The sequence below is a fragment of the Flavobacterium frigoris PS1 genome (assembly GCF_000252125.1).
GTDB classification, from domain to species: domain Bacteria; phylum Bacteroidota; class Bacteroidia; order Flavobacteriales; family Flavobacteriaceae; genus Flavobacterium; species Flavobacterium frigoris_A.
In genome coordinates this window covers 13,547-28,657 of record NZ_AHKF01000009.1, presented here as the reverse complement: position 1 = coordinate 28,657, position 15,111 = coordinate 13,547, and the positions used below count along the sequence as shown (strand labels likewise).

The 15,111-nt window shown below is 34.8% G+C and carries 12 protein-coding genes; 9 read left to right on the top strand and 3 right to left on the bottom strand.

All coding sequences use genetic code 11. The features are described 5' to 3' along the window. Positions 1 to 4 precede the first annotated feature (4 nt). The 5 genes from HJ01_RS02340 (at position 5) to queA (ending at position 7,011) form a co-directional block, all read left to right on the top strand. Positions 5 to 2,029 (top strand): DUF3857 domain-containing protein, encoded by a 2,025-nt coding sequence (locus tag HJ01_RS02340; RefSeq protein WP_007136665.1) that lies wholly within the window; start codon positions 5 to 7, stop codon positions 2,027 to 2,029. A 6-nt stretch (positions 2,030 to 2,035) separates the two neighbouring features. Next, positions 2,036 to 4,030: a DUF3857 domain-containing protein gene (locus HJ01_RS02335; protein WP_007136664.1), complete on the top strand. Its 1,995-nt coding sequence runs from the start codon at positions 2,036 to 2,038 to the stop codon at positions 4,028 to 4,030. A gap of 91 nt (positions 4,031 to 4,121) precedes the next feature. After that, positions 4,122 to 4,448 (top strand): nucleotide pyrophosphohydrolase, encoded by a 327-nt coding sequence (locus HJ01_RS02330; protein WP_007136663.1) that lies wholly within the window; start codon positions 4,122 to 4,124, stop codon positions 4,446 to 4,448. A gap of 99 nt (positions 4,449 to 4,547) precedes the next feature. Next, positions 4,548 to 5,774, top strand: coding sequence for a 3-phosphoshikimate 1-carboxyvinyltransferase (gene aroA, locus HJ01_RS02325; RefSeq protein ID WP_007136662.1), 1,227 nt, complete (start codon positions 4,548 to 4,550; stop codon positions 5,772 to 5,774). Between the two features lie 187 nt (positions 5,775 to 5,961). Beyond that, positions 5,962 to 7,011, top strand: coding sequence for a tRNA preQ1(34) S-adenosylmethionine ribosyltransferase-isomerase QueA (gene queA / locus HJ01_RS02320; protein ID WP_007136661.1), 1,050 nt, complete (start codon positions 5,962 to 5,964; stop codon positions 7,009 to 7,011). Positions 7,012 to 7,227: 216 nt separating this feature from the next. On the opposite strand, the gene HJ01_RS02315 is transcribed toward queA, so the two are convergent. Continuing rightward, positions 7,228 to 7,962 carry an SIMPL domain-containing protein gene (locus HJ01_RS02315; protein WP_007136660.1) on the bottom strand — a complete coding sequence of 245 codons (735 nt, stop codon included), beginning with the start codon at positions 7,960 to 7,962 and terminating at the stop codon, positions 7,228 to 7,230. A gap of 169 nt (positions 7,963 to 8,131) precedes the next feature. On the opposite strand from HJ01_RS02315, the gene kynU reads away from it, so the two are divergent. Together kynU and HJ01_RS02305 are read left to right on the top strand one after the other, a co-directional pair. Beyond that, positions 8,132 to 9,406: a kynureninase gene (gene kynU / locus HJ01_RS02310; protein WP_007136659.1), complete on the top strand. Its 1,275-nt coding sequence runs from the start codon at positions 8,132 to 8,134 to the stop codon at positions 9,404 to 9,406. A 120-nt stretch (positions 9,407 to 9,526) separates the two neighbouring features. After that, positions 9,527 to 9,940, top strand: coding sequence for a YMGG-like glycine zipper-containing protein (locus HJ01_RS02305; RefSeq protein ID WP_007136658.1), 414 nt, complete (start codon positions 9,527 to 9,529; stop codon positions 9,938 to 9,940). 81 nt (positions 9,941 to 10,021) lie between these two features. Here HJ01_RS02305 and HJ01_RS02300 read toward each other — a convergent pair whose 3' ends face one another. Beyond that, positions 10,022 to 10,675, bottom strand: a complete 654-nt coding sequence (locus HJ01_RS02300) for a flavin reductase family protein (protein ID WP_040473625.1) — start codon at positions 10,673 to 10,675, stop codon at positions 10,022 to 10,024. Positions 10,676 to 10,822: 147 nt separating this feature from the next. Here HJ01_RS02300 and HJ01_RS02295 point away from each other — a divergent pair, with 147 nt between their 5' ends. Together HJ01_RS02295 and HJ01_RS02290 are read left to right on the top strand one after the other, a co-directional pair. Continuing rightward, positions 10,823 to 13,213, top strand: a complete 2,391-nt coding sequence (locus HJ01_RS02295) for a penicillin acylase family protein (RefSeq protein ID WP_007136656.1) — start codon at positions 10,823 to 10,825, stop codon at positions 13,211 to 13,213. 60 nt (positions 13,214 to 13,273) lie between these two features. Continuing rightward, a complete protein-coding gene (locus tag HJ01_RS02290; RefSeq protein WP_007136655.1) occupies positions 13,274 to 14,611 on the top strand; it encodes an FAD-dependent oxidoreductase in 1,338 nt (445 codons plus the stop codon). A 99-nt stretch (positions 14,612 to 14,710) separates the two neighbouring features. Here the strand turns inward: HJ01_RS02290 and HJ01_RS02285 are convergent, their stop codons facing one another. After that, the gene (locus HJ01_RS02285) at positions 14,711 to 15,073 is read right to left on the bottom strand and encodes a cupin domain-containing protein (RefSeq protein ID WP_007136654.1); all 363 of its coding nucleotides are present in this window, start codon (positions 15,071 to 15,073) and stop codon (positions 14,711 to 14,713) included. Positions 15,074 to 15,111 lie beyond the last annotated feature (38 nt).

Sequence of the window (15,111 nt, the reverse complement as noted above, 5' to 3'; positions counted from 1 at the left end):
CCTAATGAAATTAAACCAACTTGCCATTGTTGTATTTGTAACAACATTCTTTGTGAATCTAAATGGCCAAAATTTCGAGTTAGGCAAAGTGTCTGTTGTTGAGCTTCAAGAAAAAGCACATCCTAAAGACCCCTCCGCTGTAGCTGCAATATTGTATAAAAAGGGTAAAACCAGTTATGATTATTCAAAAAGCAATGGTTTTGTCATGACCACTGAGGTTCAAACGCGTATTAAAATCTACAAAAAAGAGGGGTATGATTGGGCAAACCAAAAAGTCAAATATTATTTAGGGAATAGCTCAAATGAAAATGTTTTGTTTTCAGAAGCTATAACTTACAATTTAGTTGGCGGGAAAATAGAAAAAACCAAACTAAGTAAAGAAGGTGAATTTGATGAGGTAATAAATAGGTATTGGGGACAAAAAAAGATTTCTATGCCTAATGTAAAAGAGGGTTCAGTGATTGAATTTCAATATACTATCAAGACTCCCTATGTAGGGAGCCCAAAAGACTGGAGTTTTCAAGCCAGTATTCCAGTAAATTACTCGGAATATCGTTCTTTTATCCCCGAGTATTATACTTTTAACACCAATTTCAAGGGTTTTATTTTTCCTAAAGTATCAGTTGAGAAAAAGGCAAAATCAGTTTTGTTTTCTACTATGGAAAGAGAGGAAGGCGCTGGATTAATGAGGGGTCAGACCAGCAACTATAGCCAAAGTAAATTTTCTTACGAAGAAACAAGGACTACTTATATAGCTGAAAATTTGCCAGCTATGAATGAAGAAGCTTATGTTAATAATATAGAAAATTATACGTCCAGTTTAATTCAGGAGCTTTCTATGATTAAATATCCAAATGAATCGCTGAAATCTTTATCGACCAACTGGGAAGCGGTAGTAAAAACAATTTATGATTATGATGATTTTGGCTTGGAATTGTCTAAGACCGGTTACTTTGAAGAAGATATCAATAGTGTAATTGCAGGTTTGAATTTGCCCGGAGAAAAAGCTGCAGCTATATTTAATTTTGTGAAAGCAAATGTTAAATGGAACAATTATTATGGGTATTCTTGTAACGATGGAGTGAAAAAAGCCTACAAAGATAAAACTGGAAATATTGCAGAAATTAACCTTATGCTTGTTGCGATGCTGCGTTATGCGGGATTAACTGCAAATCCAGTATTATTAAGTTCGCGCTCAAATGGGATTGCTCTTTTTCCAAATAGAACGGCTTTTGATTATGTAATTGCTGCAATAGAAACGCAAGATGGATTAGTTCTATTGGATGCCACTGATAAATTTTCGTTGCCTAGCGTGCTTCCTTTGAGAGATTTAAACTGGTTTGGTCGATTAATTAGAAAAGATGGAACATCGGTGGAAGTTAATCTAACGCCAACAACTTTGTCAAAAGAAACCATTAATATGAATGCCTTTGTGAATAAAGAAGGTTTCATATCGGGGAAGTTAAGAAAACAGCTTACAGGTCAAGAAGCATTATCATTCCGACATGAAAATTCAGCAACCAAAGAGGATGCTTATTTAGAGAAGTTAGAGAACGACAACAATAGTATTGAAGTGAATGAATATAGTAGAGAAAATGATTATGACTTGTCAAAACCTATTGTTGAGTCCTATGCATTTAAAGATGTTAAAGATTTTGAGAGAATCAATGATAAAATTTATATAGCTCCTTCTTTGTTCTTAGGAATTAAGGAGAACCCTTTTAAACAGGAGGTGAGAGAATATCCAGTTGATTTTGGGTATCCAATTCAAAATAAATACAATATCAATATGGAAATTCCTGAAGGATATGCTGTAGAAACTATTCCTGAAGGATTGAATATTGCCTGTACTGATGGTATTAGTACTTTTAAATATGTTATTGCTAACACAGGAAATAAAGTACAAATTGTTATGACATTTGAAATTAGTAAAGCAATTGTCTCTGCAAATTATTATCAGGCATTAAAAGATTTTTATCAAAAGATGCTTGATAAGCAAAACGAGAAAATTGTTTTAATAAAAATCTAATTACCGATGACTTTCATAAAAGGGCTATTTCTTTTCTTATTTCTTGGTTTTTTTTCCAAAATAAATGCGCAAAATTTCGAATTGGGAAAAGTTTCCATTGAGGAGTTACAAGAAAAAGAAGATCCAATCGACTCTACCGCAGCTGCAGTTATCCTGTTTAATAAAGCACAAACGTTTTTTACCTATGATGTGAATAACGGATTTAGTATTAATACGGAACAAGTTTTCAGGATAAAAATTTATAAAAAAGAAGGGCTAAAATGGGCGAACTATAAAGTGTCATATTATGTCGGCTATGAACGTTATAACGACGACAAGGTTGAGTTCGATGATTGTGTTACCTATAACGTTGAAAGCGGAAGGATTGTTAGAACTAAATTAACTAGAGAGGGGAAGTTTAATACATCTATAAATAAATATTGGAAGGAAGCAAGTATAGCAATGCCGAATGTTAGGGTAGGTTCAGTTATTGAATACAGATACATTTTAAAATCAGAAAACATTGTCAAATTTCCCGTTTTTAATTTTCAACAAGATATACCAGTAAATTATTCTGAATATGTTACTAAAATACCAGGATTTTTTATTTACAAAGCTATTAAAAGAGGGACTTTTGAAATGGAATTTGAATCAGAAATCGCTAGAGGTTCGATTAGTTTTGCAAATAAAAACAACATAACAAAAACGAAAGTAGTTAGTTTCGGGCAAGTCAATAACAGGTACATGGCTAAAAATATTCCTGCGTTAAAAGAGGAATCCTTTGTTGATAATATGGATAATTACAGAGCTTCTATCTGTAATGAACTAGAGCAAACCCATTTTCCTGACGAAAGGACAAAGGATTATTCATTGACTTGGGAGGGAGTGGCTAAGAATGTTTTTGACTACAATAGCTTTGGCAGAGAACTCAATAAAGATGATTATTTAGAAGCAGATCTAAAAAGAATAATTAGTGAGGTGAATACCCAATCAGACAAGCTAGACGCTATTTTTAAATTTGTGCAGCATAAAATGAATTTTGATGGTGATCATAGTATTTTGACAAATAAAGGGGTCAAAAAAGCATACCAGGAAGAAACTGGGAACGCAGCCGAAATAAATCTAATTTTGATTGCGATGCTTAATAGTGCAGGAATCAAAGCGGATCCTGTTTTGATAAGTACAAGAGGAAACGGAGTTCCGGTTTATCCTAATAGAACTGGTTTTAATTCTGTTATTGCAGCCGCTGAAATTGATGGTAAACAAATTTTAATGGACGCAACAAATAAATATTCCTCGATAGGTATTTTGCCATTAGAGGATTTGAACTGGACAGGCCGACTAATAAAGGAAGACGGTGGCTCGCAGGAAATTAATCTAGTACCAAACAAAGCTTCAAGTGAAAACGTAAATTTTGTAGGGTCAATTGATGATAAAGGGAAAATAATTGGACAGGCTCGGTCTAAGAAAACAGACTATGAAGCGCTAAGTTACAGAGAGCGTAAAAAGCTATTGTCAAACGATGCCTATATTGCAAAAACAGAGAATGCTTTAGGCGGAATCCTGATTGAGAATTATACTGTAAAGGACAACATTAATTTATCGCCATCTGTAATAGAAAGCTTTGATTTTGTGTCAAACAACCACTGCGAAATTATAGCCGGTAAAATGTATATCAACCCTTTGTTGTTTTATACTGATACTAAAAACCCCTTTGTGCAGGAGAAAAGGCAAATGCCAATATATTTCGGTTATCCTAGGCAAATGAAATTTAATATAAATATTGAAATACCTAAAGGATATAAAGTAGAATCATTGCCTAATCCAATTAAAATTTTAGCTAAGGACGGCATAGCTTCCTTTTCATTTAATTTGCAAACGGAAGGAAATAAAATTCAAATTTCTGTTCTAGAGGAGTTGAACTTAGCAATGGTAACAGCAGATTATTATGATGCATTAAAAGAGTTTTATCAAAAGATGATTGACAAACAAAACGAGAAAATTGTTTTGACAAAAATATAGACCGCTTTTTTAAGTAATCAAGTAGAAGAGTTATGTGTTTTCAAGCATTTTCATTTCTTTGATTAACTTTGCACAAAATAAATAAGCAAAAATGAACTTGAAAAATTCCCAATTAGACGTAGACAACTGGATCAAAGAACACGGTGTTCGTTACTTTAACGAATTGACTAATATGGCACAGCTTACTGAGGAAGTAGGAGAAGTGGCTCGAATTATTGCCCGTCGTTACGGAGAACAATCCGAGAAAGAAAGCGATAAAAATAAAGATCTTGGCGAAGAACTGGCCGATGTGGTTTTTGTGGTAATGTGTCTGGCGAATCAAACTGGAATCGATTTGCAAGCTGCTTTTGATAAAAAAATGGATTTGAAATCCGTTCGCGATAAAGACCGTCACAAAAACAACGAAAAACTGAAGTAATTTGTGGTTTATAAATTATGAATTATAAGTGAGGAGTGGTAAATTGCGAGCTTGAATTATATCCATTGTAATTCATAATTCACAACTCATAATTACAAGATGAACTTACTATTACAAACTACCCATTCTAATTTACAAGCAGACATTCCCGTTACCGGATCAAAAAGCGAAACAAATAGACTCTTATTGTTGAAAGCATTATTCCCTAATGTTACTTTAGTGAATACATCTAACTCTGACGATAGCGAAGTAATGCAAACAGCATTGAAAGGGAACGAAGAAATAGTAGATATTCATCATGCAGGAACGGCTATGCGCTTTCTGACAGCTTTTTTTGCAGTAAACGAAGGTCGTGAAGTAGTTTTAACTGGTTCACAACGTATGACCGAACGTCCAATAAAAGTTTTAGTGGAAGCGCTCGAGCAATTGGGCGCAAAAATATCCTATGAAAAAGAAGTAGGTTATCCACCTATTCGAATTAAAGGACAAAAAATTATCGCTTCAAAGGTCAGTATCCCTGCAAATGTTAGTAGTCAATATATATCTGCTTTAATGTTGATTGCGCCAAAATTAGAAAATGGTATTGAAATAACTTTGGTTGGCGAAATCACCTCGGTTCCTTATATTAAAATGACTTTAGCCTTGCTTAATGATTTAGATATCAAGACTAGTTTTGAAGGAAATGTGATCAAAGTGTATCCAAAACAGGAAGTCGAGACTAAAGAAATGGTGGTAGAATCGGATTGGAGTTCTGCCTCTTACTTTTTTAGTATAGTAGCACTTGCTGATACAGCTTCGATTACTTTAAGTAGCTATAAAGAAAATAGTTTGCAAGGAGATTCTGCTTTGGTAGAAATCTATAAACAGATGGGAGTTAATTCTCAGTTCGAAAATAATTCGTTAACACTTACAAAGGATACTAACTTTAAACCTCAAACGGTAAATTTTGAGTTAAACAACACTCCAGATATTGCACAAACTATTGTGGTTACATGTTTAGGCTTAGGAATTGGTTGTCATCTAACTGGACTTCATACTTTAAAAATTAAAGAAACAGATAGACTGGAAGCATTACGCATCGAGTTGACAAAATTAGGTGCTACTATTTCGGTTACTAATGATAGCTTGACGCTTGTTGCAACTTCTACAATTAATCAAAACGTAAAAATTGCCACTTATAACGACCATCGAATGGCAATGGCATTTGCTCCCTTAGCGTTAAAAGTGCCTATAATAATAGAAAATGCCGAAGTAGTTTCTAAATCCTACCCTGATTTCTGGGAAGACATGAAGAAATTGGGTTTTTCGGCTTCTGAAATTAATTAGAGATTCTCAATGTTTATAGCCTTTCAGGACTAATATGTAAGGGCTTATAGTGCTCTTGCTTAAAATAAACAGCAAAACACTTGACAACGCCTATCTCACAGTCGTATATTTGCAGACTTAAATAAGTTTAATGCTAGGGCTAAATTATTAAGCCTTAAACTTTAAACTTTTAAACAAAAAAATAAAGATGAAACTATCACAATTTCAATTTGATTTACCAAAAGAGCTTCTTGCAGAATTTCCTTCTGAACATAGAGATGAAGCCCGTTTAATGGTTATTGATCGTAAAAAACAAACGATCGAACACAAGACGTTCAAAGATGTTATTGATTATTTTGATGATGGTGATGTTTTAATTTTAAATAACACTAAAGTTTTCCCAGCCCGTTTATATGGGAACAAGGAAAAAACAGGTGCAAGAATCGAAGTGTTCTTACTTAGAGAATTAAATGCAGAACAACGTCTTTGGGATGTTTTAGTAGATCCAGCACGTAAAATCAGAATCGGAAACAAATTGTATTTCGGTGATGACGATTCATTAGTGGCTGAGGTTATTGATAACACCACTTCTCGTGGAAGAACATTGCGTTTTCTTTACGACGGTTCCTATGAAGAATTCAGAAAAAAATTAACAGAACTTGGAGAAACTCCAATCCCTAAATACATAAGCAGAGACGTAACTCCAGAAGATGCGGATCGTTACCAAACCATTTATGCTAAAGAAGAAGGAGCTGTTGCGGCGCCTACTGCAGGATTGCACTTCTCTAAGCATTTATTAAAAAAATTAGAAATCAAAGGGATCAAATTTGCTGAGGTTACACTTCACGTAGGTTTGGGTACTTTTAATCCAGTTGAGGTTGAGGATTTGTCAAAACACAAAATGGATTCTGAGGAATTAAAAATTACTGAGCAAGCTTGTGATATTGTAAATGATGCAAAAGCAAAGAAAAAACGTATCTGTACTGTAGGTACTACTTCAATGCGTGCTGTTGAAAGTTCAGTTTCTTCACACGGAACGTTAAACCCTTTTGATGGTTGGACAAACAAATTCGTTTTCCCTCCTCATGAGTTTACAATTCCTACTTGTATGATTACCAATTTTCATACACCAAAATCTACTTTATTAATGATGGTTTCTGCATTTTGTGGACATGATTTAATGAAAAGAGCATATGAAGAAGCAATCAAAGAAGAATACAAATTTTATTCTTACGGTGATGCAATGTTAATCATCTAATAAGAAATAAAGGTTAATTCACTAAATCTCGTCAGCAATGACGAGATTTTTTTTTGGGGCGTGTTCGCCGCGGCGAATCGGGCTATTTGTTGCAATCTTTTTATAATTCCGCTAACGCTGCATTATAAGAAAGGATTTCCACTTCACACGAGCGATAGCGAACTGGCGAAGCAATCCCTCACGCGATTCCAAATATCACAACGTTTTTTCGAAAATCTAGTCAACCTGATACACTAATTTTATTGTAATAGTGGCAGTTTTATTTTTCGAATTGGTATTGAAGGAACCGCCATAAGAATAATCTTCAGATGAGTTTTGAGCGATAATTTGGAAAACCCCCATATCAGATTTTTTTAGATTGCCCAAAGCGGCATCGGCATTCTCGGCAATGCTTTTGGCTCTGTTGCTGGCATCTTTTGTGGCTTCAGCAATCATTTTTATTTTTAATTCAGCAAGTTTAGTGTAGTAGTATTCAGGAGCATTCGAGTAAAACTCTACTCCGGTGTTAATTAATTCGCTGGATTGTCTAGATATATCCTCGATTTTGTCTACATCTTTCGATTGAATACTTACATTTTGGTTTAAAGTAAAACCAGTAAATAAAGTTTGTCTAACGGTTCCGTTTGCATTATAACTGGTCTCGTAGTCTTTGTTGAAGCTAATAGCCGAGAATATAATAGTAGCAGCAGGGATTCCTTTGCCCAATAAATAATCTTTTATTTTCTCACGGTCAGCGTCTAGTGATGCATAGGCTTCTTTTAAGGTACTACTTTTTTTAGAAAAAGAACCTTTCCAAACAATTAGATCTGATACGAAGTCTGTTTTTCCTAAGCCGGTAACACTTATGGTGTCATCACTTATATTTCTGTTTTGAAAAGCATTGGAAAACAAAAAAGCAGAGATGACCACGGCTACAGAAAGAATAATTACGTTTAGGCTATTTTTAAGCATTCGATTTAAATTTAAATACAATCAAATGTAGTTAAAATTAAGGTCTTAGGGTGTATGACTTTAAGAAATGTTCCGTTTGATATTCGACTTTATAAAAGTTATAAAATAAAGGAGTAGCACTTTGTGCAGCGATAAATATTAGTTATTTTTACAAAACTAAATTATAACCATGACTTTCGAAAACACTAAAGAATTTGCCCAGCAACTTGACTCACAAGATAAACTGAATAAATATAGAGACGAATTTATTTTTCCTAAAGTAAATGGAGAAAAAGTGATTTATTTTACGGGTAATTCCTTGGGCTTACAACCCAAAAGAACAAAGGCTTATGTTGATGAAGTGATGGATGATTGGGCTAATCTTGCTGTAGAAGGACATTTTTATGCCGAAAAGCCATGGTGGGATTATCACGAACGTTTTGCAAAGCCCTTAAGTAAAATTGTCGGAGCATTACCATCTGAAGTAACTGTGATGAATACCTTAACGGTAAACCTTCATTTACTGATGGTTTCTTTTTACAGACCTACAAAATCAAGATACAAGATCATTTGTGAGGAAAAAGCTTTTCCTTCAGATCAATATATGTTTCAATCTCAAGTCCATTTTCATGGTTACAAAACGGAAGATGCAATTGTTGAAATTAAAAGGAGAGAGGGAGAGCACAACATTAGACTAGAAGATGTTTTAGCTAAAATTGCAGAAGTTGGTGATGAACTGGCTTTGGTTTTAATAGGTGGCGTTAACTACTATACGGGTCAGGTTTTTGACATGAAGACAATAACTGCAGCTGGACATGATGCAGGGGCTATAGTAGGTTGGGATTTAGCGCATGCTGCAGGAAATATAAAATTAGAACTACATGATTGGAATGCAGATTTTGCTGCTTGGTGTAGCTATAAATACATGAATTCTGGACCAGGAAATGCTTCTGGTTGTTTTGTACACGAGAAACACCACAACAACCCAGACTTACCCAGATTTGCAGGTTGGTGGGGGCACAATAAAGAGCGTCGATTTAAAATGGAACCTACTTTTGATCCTGTTCAAGGAGCTGATGGCTGGCAAATTAGTAATTTACCTATACTGTCTTTAGCTCCTTATTTAGCTTCTGTAGAAATGTTTGAAGAAATAGGAATGGATGCCTTAATCGAAAAAAGAGATAGAATAACTGCCTATTTGGAATTTATTCTTCAAGAAATAGATAAAGAGGTAGATAGTACTTTCGAAATTATAACGCCGGCAGACCCTTCTGAAAGAGGTTGTCAATTGTCAGTTCTTCTTCATGGGGAAGGCCGCAGTTTGTTTGACTATTTAATGGAAAATGGAGTGATTACTGATTGGCGGGAACCAAATGTGATAAGACTAGCACCAGTGCCATTGTACTGTTCCTTTGAGGATATGTATGACTTTGGTCAAATTTTGAAGGCAGGAATATTGCGTTAGTACTGATTGTCATAACTATTTTTATCTCAGAATTATATAACAATTCAACGTAATTGTATAAGTCTTTTGCCAGGGATAAGCAGTTTCTTTGTTCAGTTATAAATTTTAAAACTCACAATTATGAAAATAGTATACTTTGCAATATTAGCTTTAGCCTTAGGTTCTTGTAGAAATCAAGGAGAAATGAACGTTGAAGATGCCAAACAGGCAAGTATAGATTCGATGCGAATCGAAATTGAAAAACAAAAAGTTGTTGATTCAATGCAAATTGAAATGAATAAAGCAGCAACTCAAAAAGAAGTTATTGTTGTTAATCAACCGGCAAGCACTAGCAGTAGTACAACGACTACAACTGTGACAGAGAAAAAGGGTTGGAGCGGAGCTGCAAAAGGAGCCGTAATTGGTGCTGGAGTTGGCGCTGTGACAGGAGCGGTTATTAGTAAGAAAAAAGGACAGGGAGCTATAATAGGTGGTCTTGCAGGCGCTGGAGTTGGCGCTGGTACTGGTGCTATTATCGACGGAAGTAAAAAATAATAAAACAAGTGGTTTGTTAGTAGAAAAAGAGTGTTTAGATCTAAATGAGATTTAAACACTCTTTTTGCATGTAGTTCTGTTTTACTTTTTTATAATTTGTTTAAAGAATGATTGGGTCGGGGTGTCTTTTCTTGCGTATTTGAAACGATCGATTAGTTTTGGCAAACAATATCCATCCAGACCGTTCAAAGCAACAACATTACCTTTGTCTATTTGTAGCCATCCGTCATCATGCCTTAAGTTTTCTTCAAAGAACAAGTTTTCAATTGATGCGATTATATGAATTGTGTCATTTTCCTTAATATAATATTCATTTAAATATTTGCAGTACAATTGAATAGGGCTTCCTTTTGCAAAAGGAACGTCTATATTCTCTTTATATTCCTCTTCAAGATTTGTTTTATCAAATTCAGAAACGCCATTGTCATAATTTGCTGACGTATGATGTGCGTCCGCGATCATGGACTCTGTTATGTGATTGACTGTGAAGTATTCGGTGTCTTTGATGTTCTGGTAAGTATCTCTTGGTACTGTTGTGGGACGAACGATAAAACCAATTAAAGCAGGGTCGCTACCTAAATGAGTAACGCTGCTGAAAATAGCAATATTCGATTTTCCGTGAAGAGATTTGGTTGCAATTAAATTAGCCGATTTATATCCAGTACAAGAATTGATTAAATTCAATCGTTCTACTTTTTCCATATGAGAAAAATCGAGTTTAGATAGCTGTTTCATTTTGCTTTTTTTCACAAATATAGTTTTTGTTTACTGTTTTAAGAGTTAAATTAAACAAAATAATTATATTTTTGTATTTTACTTTTTAGTTTTGAAATACAAGTCATTCAAAATCATTTATATTTGTTTGCGTTATAAATCTTAGATATGAAAAAATTTAAAAAAGGACTGTTGTTTTTAGGTTCAATATTGTCAGTGCTAATAATAGCTTTTGTTGTTTATGGATTCTATTTAAAGCCTAAATATGACGGTCAATTAGAGCTTAAGGTGATCAAGGAAGAAACGACGGTATATTTTGACGAGTTCGGAATTCCTCATATTTATGCTGCTAACCCTAAAGATGCAATGGTGGCTTTGGGTTATGTTCATGCACAAGATCGTTTATGGCAAATGGAATTGATGCGACGTATTGCACCTGGACGCTTATCAGAAATTTTTGGAAATGTAGCTTTGAAGAACGATAAGTTTTTTGTTGGATTGGGTATAGAAGAAGCTTCAGATATCGCGATTGCTAATTTAGATAAAAGTAGTCCGAGTTACCAGTTGATGATGGCGTACCTTGATGGAATCAATCAATTTATGGAGGAAGGACCTAATCCAATTGAGTTCCAATTGGTAGGAGTGAAGAAAGAAAAATTCACCATTAAAGATGTGTATAATATTTACGGATACATGTCTTTTAGTTTTGCTATGGCCCAAAAAACAGATCCTTTGCTGACGGACATTAGAAATAAATTCGGAATGGATTATTTGAAAGATTTTGGTTTGGATAATTCATTAAATACCGTTCAAATTAAAAATGCTAAAGAAAATCCTGAGGAATATCTTGCCATCTCAAAATCAATATCTTCTTTATTAGATCAGTCTCCAATTCCTCCCTTCATAGGAAGTAACAGTTGGGTAATTGGTGGCAAGAAAACCAAAAGTGGTAAAGTAATTTTTGCTAATGATCCTCATATTGGGTTTTCACAACCTGGGACTTGGTACGAAGCACATATTGTAACTCCAGAATTCGAGTTGTACGGCTGTTATTTGGCGGGAACTCCGTATCCGTTATTAGGGCATAATAGAGAGTATGCTTACGGATTGACCATGTTCGAAAATGATGACATTGATTTTTATCAAGAAGAAGAGAGCTCTGCCGATAGTAATAAATATAAAACCCCAGATGGTTTCAGGGAATTTGAAATTAGAAAAAAGGTTATCAAAGTAAAAGACAGCTCGGATCTTGTGATGAATGTCAAATTGAGTCGCCATGGTCCTATTATGAATGATTTGATAGACGGTTTAAATTCAAACAAACCGGTTGCCATGTCTTGGATTTATACACAACAACCCATTCATATTCTAGATGCCGTTTATACGTTGTCACATGCTAAAAGCAAAGCTGATTTTCAAAATGGAGTGGCTTTAATAGCTGCGCCAGGACTGAATGTGATGTATGGAGATGCAAAGGGAAATGTAGCTTGGTGGGCGACTGGGAAACTTTACAAACATAATGAAGGCGTCGATACTCATTTTATTTTGGAAGGTGCTTCCGGAAATGATGATATTACTGAGTTTTTGGATTTCTCCAAAAATCCTTCAGCGGTAAACCCTGATTGGAATTATGTCTATTCGGCAAATAACCAACCGGAAGCAGTGGATGGATTTTTATATCCCGGCTATTACCTTCCAAAAGATAGAGCTACAAGAATAACCCAATTGCTAAATCCCAAATCAAATTGGGATAAACAATCTGTTAGTAAAATGATGACGGACAATACTTCGGTAGTGTCACTTGAGGTAGTTAAAGATTTAATTTCAAATCTTAATATAGCAACACTTTCTAAAAATGAAGCGGAAGCTGTTGCTGCTTTAAAAACATGGAAAGGGACTAGTAATTTAAATGATATAGCGCCTACGATTTATAATAAATGGATTTATTTGTACCTAAAAGATGCTTTTGAAGACGAACTTGGGAAAGATGGTTTTAAGCAGTTTTTGGCAACTCATATTATGAAACAAATGATTGCAAAACAAATTACTAATGATAGTTCACTTTGGTGGGATAATATTAAGACCAAAGGCAAAAAGGAAACAAGAAAAGATATTCTTTCTCAATCATTTAAGGAAGCTATTGTTACTTTAGAAAAGCAATTAGGAAATTCAGTTTCGGATTGGACTTGGAGTAAAGTGCATGTTGTAGAGTATGAGCATCCTTTGGGGAAAGTAGCAGCATTGCGAAGTATATTTAATGTAGGTCCATTTGAAGTCTCGGGAACGAATGAAGTCGTCAACAACCAAATGTTTGATTTTTCAAATGAAGCGAAATACGTGGTTAAGGGAGGTCCTTCAACAAGAAGGATAGTTGATTTTTCAGATATTGAAAATAGTTGGAGCATTCTGCCAACAGGTCAGTCTGGTAATCCTTTAAGTGCTCATTATAATGATCAGGCGGTAATGTATAATGAAGGTAAGTTTAGGAAAATGAAAATGAATAAGAATGAAATTGTTAAAACTTCAACAAAATTGGTTTTTATACCAAGTAAAAACTGAGTTTTTTGAAGCCCTTGAAATAATAAATCAGTAATTTTGCTTAACTCTTTATAAAAAATAATGCAAACTCCAAAAAGAATAGCTGTGGTAGGTTCCGGCTTAGTCGGATCTTTATTAGCTATTTACTTACGCAAAGCAGGTCATACAGTTCATATATATGACAGAAGTCCTGATATTAGACAAATTCAGTTCTCCGGACGTTCTATAAATTTAGCCATGTCAAACCGTGGTTGGAAAGCTTTAGACGGCGTTGGTGTAGGTGATGCCGTTCGTGAAATTGCCATCGGAATGGAGAAACGAGCCATTCACTTGGTGGACAAACTTAATTTTCAGAATTACGGCCAGGAAGGTGAAGCAATTTACTCTATTTCGAGAGGAATCCTTAATCGGAAAATGATTGATCTAGCCGAAGAAGCAGGAGCTGAGTTTTTCTTTAATCAGAAAATCTGGGATGTAACCTTAAAAGAAGCTACTTTGCATATCGGGGAAACCGAAAGAGGAGTTTGGGAAGAAAAAAAATACGATATGGTCTTTGGTGCTGATGGGGCATTTTCTAGGATTCGCCATCGCATGCAACGTCAGAGTATGTTTAATTACTCGCAAGAGTTTTTGAATATGGGGTACAAAGAATTAAATATTCCGGCAAACCCAGACGGAACACATAAATTAGATAAGAATTCTTTTCATATTTGGCCTCGTGGTGATTATATGTTGATCGCATTGCCTAACCTAGATGGCAGTTTTACCTGCACCCTATTTATGCCTTTCGAAGGCGAAAATTCATTTGATTTATTAAAAGACCGAAAGGAGGTAGAAGCCTTTTTTGAGAAAAACTTTCCGGATTCCATTGATGTGATACCTAAATTAGCTGAAGATTTTTTCAATAATCCAACAAGTACTTTGGTGACAATGAAATGTTACCCTTGGACTTACGAAGATAAAGTAGCTTTGATTGGTGATGCCTGTCATGCAATTGTACCTTTTTACGGCCAAGGAATGAATGCCGGCTTCGAGGATATCTCTGTCCTTTATGAAATGATCGAAGAGTATGGTGATGATTGGGAATCGATTTTTTCTGAATATCAAAAATCACGCAAACCAAATGCTGATGCAATAGCAGAACTTTCGTACCGTAATTTCATGGAAATGAGTTCTAAAACGGCTGATGATAAATTCCTTTTGCAAAAGAAAATAGAGAAATGGTTCTCAGATAAGCATCCTGATAAATGGATTCCGTTATATAGTAGAGTGACTTTTAGTGATCGTCCTTATGCGGAAGCCTTGGCTATTGGCGATCTTCAAAATGCTATTATGGAGGAAGTTTTAAAAACAGATAATATAGAGCGTAATTGGAATAGCGCATTAGTTGAAAATACAATACTAGAATTGCTGAAATAGTTTTTTAGGAGCTATTCCCGCTATTCGTTACAATCTTTTTTATACTCTACCGAAGGTGGTAGAGTATAAAATAGGATTTGCACTTCTTTCGGGGCTAATTTATACCTCGCGATGCACTTTTGTGAAATCAAATGCGGGTTGACAAATCGCGATATACTCGCATTCCTCATCAAATGGGTTTGAATATTGAACTCGGGTATTTTTCTCAATTTTAATAGATTGCCCAGTTTCTAGAATGACAATCTCGTCATCAATAATAAACTGCTTTTTTCCTCTTATAATATAAGTATATTCATCAAATTCCGGGGTTTGATAGGGCTCACTCCATTTTGGAGGTGCAATCATGTGGGCAATTGAAATCTGTGCGTTATTGGTAGTGGCCAGGCCGTGGTGCTCCTCAATTAATTTTCCGTCCGTTGTAGGGACAATAAATGGAGTATTTTGGATGAAATATTTTTTCATATTATTTTTTTTACGTTAAGTATTATCCCAGAAATTTC

What these genes read in the sequence shown, in the direction of transcription:
- HJ01_RS02340 (WP_007136665.1), top strand. Translation starts at nt 5, where the DNA reads ATGAAATTAAACCAACTTGCCATTGTTGTATTTGTAACAACATTCTTT.
- HJ01_RS02335 (WP_007136664.1), top strand. Translation starts at nt 2,036, where the DNA reads ATGACTTTCATAAAAGGGCTATTTCTTTTCTTATTTCTTGGTTTTTTT.
- HJ01_RS02330 (WP_007136663.1), top strand. Translation starts at nt 4,122, where the DNA reads ATGAACTTGAAAAATTCCCAATTAGACGTAGACAACTGGATCAAAGAA.
- aroA (WP_007136662.1), top strand. Translation starts at nt 4,548, where the DNA reads ATGAACTTACTATTACAAACTACCCATTCTAATTTACAAGCAGACATT.
- queA (WP_007136661.1), top strand. Translation starts at nt 5,962, where the DNA reads ATGAAACTATCACAATTTCAATTTGATTTACCAAAAGAGCTTCTTGCA.
- HJ01_RS02315 (WP_007136660.1), bottom strand. Translation starts at nt 7,962, where the DNA reads ATGCTTAAAAATAGCCTAAACGTAATTATTCTTTCTGTAGCCGTGGTC.
- kynU (WP_007136659.1), top strand. Translation starts at nt 8,132, where the DNA reads ATGACTTTCGAAAACACTAAAGAATTTGCCCAGCAACTTGACTCACAA.
- HJ01_RS02305 (WP_007136658.1), top strand. Translation starts at nt 9,527, where the DNA reads ATGAAAATAGTATACTTTGCAATATTAGCTTTAGCCTTAGGTTCTTGT.
- HJ01_RS02300 (WP_040473625.1), bottom strand. Translation starts at nt 10,675, where the DNA reads ATGAAACAGCTATCTAAACTCGATTTTTCTCATATGGAAAAAGTAGAA.
- HJ01_RS02295 (WP_007136656.1), top strand. Translation starts at nt 10,823, where the DNA reads ATGAAAAAATTTAAAAAAGGACTGTTGTTTTTAGGTTCAATATTGTCA.
- HJ01_RS02290 (WP_007136655.1), top strand. Translation starts at nt 13,274, where the DNA reads ATGCAAACTCCAAAAAGAATAGCTGTGGTAGGTTCCGGCTTAGTCGGA.
- HJ01_RS02285 (WP_007136654.1), bottom strand. Translation starts at nt 15,073, where the DNA reads ATGAAAAAATATTTCATCCAAAATACTCCATTTATTGTCCCTACAACG.